This is a genomic window from Vibrio makurazakiensis (assembly GCF_050337375.1).
Lineage (GTDB): Bacteria > Pseudomonadota > Gammaproteobacteria > Enterobacterales > Vibrionaceae > Vibrio > Vibrio makurazakiensis.
This window is the reverse complement of record NZ_JAKJSW010000234.1, coordinates 1-6,032: the sequence shown is the minus strand read 5'-3', so window position 1 is coordinate 6,032 and position 6,032 is coordinate 1. Positions and strand designations below refer to the sequence as shown.

General features: G+C 42.7%; 1 protein-coding gene. It reads left to right on the top strand.

All coding sequences use genetic code 11. From position 1 onward, the window contains the following. The coding region (locus L4C33_RS18730; protein ID WP_428813928.1) for a cadherin-like domain-containing protein at positions 1 to 6,032 on the top strand (6,032 nt) is incomplete at both ends.

The window sequence follows — 6,032 nt, the reverse complement described above, 5'->3', positions numbered from 1 at the left end:
GGTTTGGGCGGTGTCACCGAGCAAACAGCGACCATTACTATTACTGGTAGCAACGATGGTCCGGTTGCTCGTAATGATCTTGGTGCGCTAAACGAAGACGCAACATTAGAAGTTGTTGCGGAGAGCGGTCTGTTGAAGAACGATAGCGATGTAGACGGTGGCAACCTTGAAGTTATTAGTATCCGCACAGGTGCTGAAAACTCAACAAATAGTACCGCGGGAACTATAGGTAATGGCTTAGCGGGTAGTTTTGGTACTTTGACTGTAAATGAAGACGGAAGCTATAGCTACGTCGCTGATAATGCGGATAGTTTAAAAGTTGGTGAGCAGGTATCTGAAACGTTCACTTACGTCATTAGTGATGGTCAAGGTGGTACAGATACAGCAATGCTAACGATCACCGTGACAGGTACCAATGACGGCCCTAAAGCAAATGACGATAGATATGATGCTGCTACCGAAACCGTGCTGTTCTCTGAGTCATTCGAGAATATGGCGAACACCGGACGCTGGACAGTCGTAAGTGGTGATCAGCTTGACGAATGGGATGCAACTAACGGCCTAGAAATTCAGCGTGATGGCTTGATCGCTGAAGCAACTGATGGCGATTACATTGCTGAACTAGATGCTCATAAAAACACGGCAATAACTACAACAATAGATACTTCTGGTCAGGAAAGTGTTCGCGTCGAGTTCGATTACAACCCTCGTCATAATGGTGGTAATAGCTCGTCGAATATGACCTTCACTTTCGGCACAGTTACGATTACCGTACATGCAAACGGCACTTTGTCAGGTCATGAAGGCCACGATATTCAGATTAGTGGGGTCGATGGTAACGGCTGGTATCGAATCACGGCTAACGTCGACGTCCAACAAGATACTACAGACTTGACCTTTGCAGGTTCAGGTTCATCAGATAGTCWCGGTGCACTGCTAGACAATATTACCGTTACCGGCACCTCTGAACCACATTTGACTACTAAGGAAGATGAAGCTATCACTATCTCGTTTGCAGAACTGCTTGCGAACGATACTGATATTGATGGAGATTCACTTGAGATTGTAAGAGTTTCTGATGCGGAAAATGGCAGCTTTATTGTCGATTACGTCAACCAAACTATTACATTCACACCAAGTAAAGATTACAACGGTGAAGCGACATTTGATTACATGGTCACTGATGGTAACGGTAAAACTGACACCGCTACAGTCACATTGAATGTAACACCTGTTAATGATGCTCCAGTAATTGAAAAAGATGGCACGCCATTAGGCGACAGCGAAAAAATTGAAGTAGTCACCAAAGAAGATGCACCAATTTCAGGTTCAGTGTCGGCTACTGATGTGGATGGAGATAAACTAACCTACTCAGTTGACGAGCCAGCAAACGGCAGTGTAGTAATCAACCCTGAAAATGGCGCTTGGACGTACACTCCGAACGCTGAGTTCGATGGCGAAGATTCATTCGTTGTAACTGTATCTGATGGAAAAGGCGGAACAGATACTGTTGTTATAAATGTTGATGTTCTACCAGTAGCCGAGCTAACCATTACAGCGGGTCAGCCCGTTACTGAAGCAGAAGACGCTTACTTATCGTTTGAAATCAACCTAGATGAATTGGTTTCAGAAAATGTGGGTCTAGACCTAGAACTAGGGCATACAGATGATACAGCGACGAAGGGTATCGACTACGAAGATAAAATCTACGTAAAAGATGGCCAAGGTTACAAAGCCCTTTCGGAGCAAGAGCTTTCAGAACTTATTATTGCTAAGGGCTCTGATAGTCTAGAAGTATTCGTTAAGGTTCTTGATGACAGCCTGCTAGAGGGCGAAGAAACAGTAACATTGAAGGTTTCTTCAGATAGTGACTTCGTCGAAGCACCAGGACAGGGTTCCGATACGGCTAAAATCATTGATGAAACGGATACTGCCGAAAAGGATACCGTTGTTGTTAGCCTTTCTGGTCCAGATTCTGTGGTTGAAGGTGATACTACAAGCGCCTTTACCGTAACACTAAGTGAACCAGTACCTGAAGATAGTGTTATCACGCTGGAGTACACATATACCAATGCCAGCAACGAAGACATCGTTGAAGTGATTACTGTCAATGTACCGGCAAATTCAGATTCAGCAGAATTCAAGATAGAAACTGTGCAGGATTCTGAATACGAAGCTGGTCAATCCTTTAACGTTAGCGTTGTGTCGGTAACTCAAGGTAGCACCGATGTATTTGAGAAACTGGATATATCCAAGGCGAATAAAGATGTCCTTATTGATGATAGCCACGACAATCCTCCTGAATCCGAAGATTTCACAGCAACAGTTTCATCAACGGGTAAGTCATTTGTTATCTTCGATACTGGTACTGACTCTATAGACGGAAATGGTAGCGATCATATATCTGATATCGAGGACGATCTCGATGGAAATGTGACTCTTCAAGTCGTTATTACTGAGCTTCCAACAAGCGGAACACTTTGGTATCAAGGTTCGCAAATAACTGAAAGCGACCTATACCAAGGGAAAGACGATAGCCAATATACGAAGTTTGATCCTAATTTGATTCAATACGAACCTGACAGCGACTCTGAAGGTTTTGTTCTGGGTAGTAAAAATGCACCAATGAATGGTGAAGCTGATTCGAGCTCTTCAGAATTTATCAACTGGGGTGAAGAAACGAATAAACCTAGTGAACGAGAACTGACGTTAGCGAACGGTGACGTCATAACGATTAGTTCTTCTAATGGACCATTAGTCCAGTACCTCGGTGATCCTAACGCTTCACACGTAGGTTACGGTATCGGTGTCAAAAATGATGGTGGTATTCATAAGAACGAAACAATTTCAATTGACTTTGACTCTCGTCCTGCGGAAGCAATAACGCTTGGTTTAGATGGTGTCGGTGGTTGGTTTAACGAAAACCTGAATAACGCTAACGAGTCTTCTGTAAAAATTATCGTACATTACGACGGTGGGCCAGCTGACGGGGTTGAGTTCAACTTCCAAAAATCAACAGCTGGTAATAGTAATTTATTCCATGAATTAACGATTCCTTCGGCTGATTTCCCATTACCTGAAGGCGCTCAAATTACCAGTGTCACCCTTGGAACCGAAGGGAATGGTAATTGGGAATTACGTTATCTTGAAACAGAGTCTAATGACTCTTTTGATTATCGTGCAGTAGATAGTGATGGAAACTTTAGTGATGAATCAACGGTTACATTGGATGATGGAAATTTATCACCTATAGCCGTCAATGATCCTAATGGCTTTGAAGTTAATTTGGGTCACTTTAACGCTGGATCTTGGGTCGATTCTGGCGCTCAAATGAAAGCGTTCTATCAAGGGAAAGAGAAAGATGTAACCGAGGTCGGAGTTAAGCGTGGTGTTAGTGGACACGAGAATGGTGGGATAGAAGCTCAGATCCAATTTAATCGTGAAGATGGTGAGTCTGAACAGCTTGTTATCGATCTCGATCATCCGGCAACAGAGTTTAGCTTCAGCGTATCTAACCTATTCAAAGATGAAGGTGGTTCTGGTAACCATGAACAAGGTAAATGGGTTGCTTATCTTGACGGTGTCGTTGTTGCAAGCGATACGTTTACGGCTAATCAGTCAGGTTCAACCGGTACTTATGACGTAGATCTGGAAGGGAAAGCATTCGACTCAATTGTATTTGAGGCTATAGATTTCACTGATATCCCTGCAAGAGGCACTGATTCTTCAGACTACTTCTTAACTGGTTTTAAGGCGTCGAGTTCAGAAAGTAGCTATGCAATTAATCAAGGTGGCACTCTGGAAGTTCCAGTGTCTGACTTACTTGCGAACGACTCTGATCCTGATGGCGACTCAATCCGCATTACTTATGTTTTTGGCGAGCAACATGGTGAAGCTCGTATTGAAAATGGAGTCGTATACTTTGATTTAGATGATGACTTCGTGGGTAACACCGAATTTAAATATCAAATCACTGATGACAATGGTGGTTTTGCAGAAGCGACTGTCAATGTGATAGTTAATCCAGCCCCAACAGCCGCTGATGTCGCTAATGTAGCGCTGCTCTCTTCTTCTGTTAATGAAGGTGATGACCTGGCTTACAAAGTAACTCTTGATGAAAGTACACTCACAGAAACTCGTTTGACAATTCAATATGGGGATGTGAGTTCTGATAATGCAGACAACTCAGATGTAGATTTATCACAAGTTAAGTTTACCAATGGCGTTAAAGTTGACCCTGTTACGGGTGAACTTGTTGTACCGGTTGGTGTTAAAGACTTCACTGTTATACTCCCGACAGTGACTGATGGCGTTTATGAAGGTAACGAAAATTACACTGTAACGGTTGGTGGTAAGTCTGCCATTGGCGAGATTATGGATATCGATCCAGAACCTACAGTCATTGGTGTAACGAATATCGCAGATGCAGCAGGTATCAATGTCGGTGAAGGTGATGTGGCGAGTGTTAAAGTAACGCTTAGCAATGAAAGCCAAACGGATACGACGGTTGACCTTACACTTATGAGTGGCTCAGCGTCGAAAGGTGCTGATTTTACGGGTAGTACGGTAACTGTCGTCTTGGAAAACGGCCAAGAAATTAACGATGTAGTCGTCAACAACGATGGGTCTTTTTCTGTTGATTTACCTTCGGGGCAAACTTCATTTGTTGTAAAGGTACAAACCACAGAAGACAGTTTGTTCGAAGGAAACGAGTCTTTCTCTGTTTCAGCTAAGACTGCAGGGCAAACCTCTGCGCAAGCCGGTATTGTCACTATCATCGATGAAGACGTAACGATTCAAGTAGGTGACGCAGTTGCCGTTGGTGAAGGTTCAAGTGCCGTATTTAGCGTTACGCTAAACGGCCCTGCTTCAGAAGCATTATTCGTTAAATTTGCTATCGATACTTCAGCAGGATATGACGCAGAAGAAAACGATGTTGATTCCTCTGCACTTGTTTATCAGTATATTGGACTTGATAGTCAGCTTCATACTGCAAATATTGTCAATGGATTCGTTGAAATTCCAGCTGGCGTTACTGAGCTTCAAGTTAGCGTACCTGTAAACCAGGACTCGACTTACGAATGGAGCGAAAGGTTCGGCTTAAAAGTTGAAGAGACCAAGTCTAATAACGGCATTGGTATCGATGAATCTAAATCTGACTTGGAAGGTGAAGGTACAATTCTCAATGATCAAACAGATCACCCAAAACTTACATTAGATGATGCACAAATTGTTGAAGAAGGTAGCACTGCTATTTTCAATGCTCATTTAGATAAGCCCTCTGAACCTACAATCTCAATGAAGGTTGAGTTCATCGTCGATGATAATGGTCATAACGCAAGTTTGAGTGATCTATCGAGCAATATAGATCAACCATTTGCTGGAGTAACCGTTACGTATACTCAAGCTGCTCTGCTTCATACAATTAATGTAGATCCCGTTGCTGGTACATTTACGTTACCTTCAAAAGTGACAGATTTCAGCATTAATGTACCTACCGTCGATGATTCAAGGTTCGAATCTGTCGAAAACTTTGGACTCAAGCTTTCTGAAGTGCCATTCCTGTCCCCAACAGATCAGTCACTTGATGTGATTATTGACCATGGGGATATTGGTCAATCAGCAGAAGGTAAAATTGCACATGATCTCGGTGATAAACCAACGCTAACTGTCGAAAACTCAGCCGATGCGATTGAAGGTGAAAACTTAGAGTTTTCTGTATCAGTAAACGGAACGTTGGATAAAGAAGCACAATTTAGCATTAACCTTCCAGATAGTTCGGATGTGAGAAAAGGTGATATTTCATTCACTAATAATGTCACTCTTAGCGATGATGGTCAGAGAGTTATTATCCCAGTTGGAGTGACAGAGTTTAAAGTTATTGTTCCAACCGTAATTGATGACGTAAATGAGCCAGATGAAACTTACACTATCACGATTGGTGGTGGAGTGACAGAGTTTAAAGTTATTGTTCCAACCGTAATTGATGACGTAAATGAGCCAGATGAAACTTACACTATCACGATTGGTGG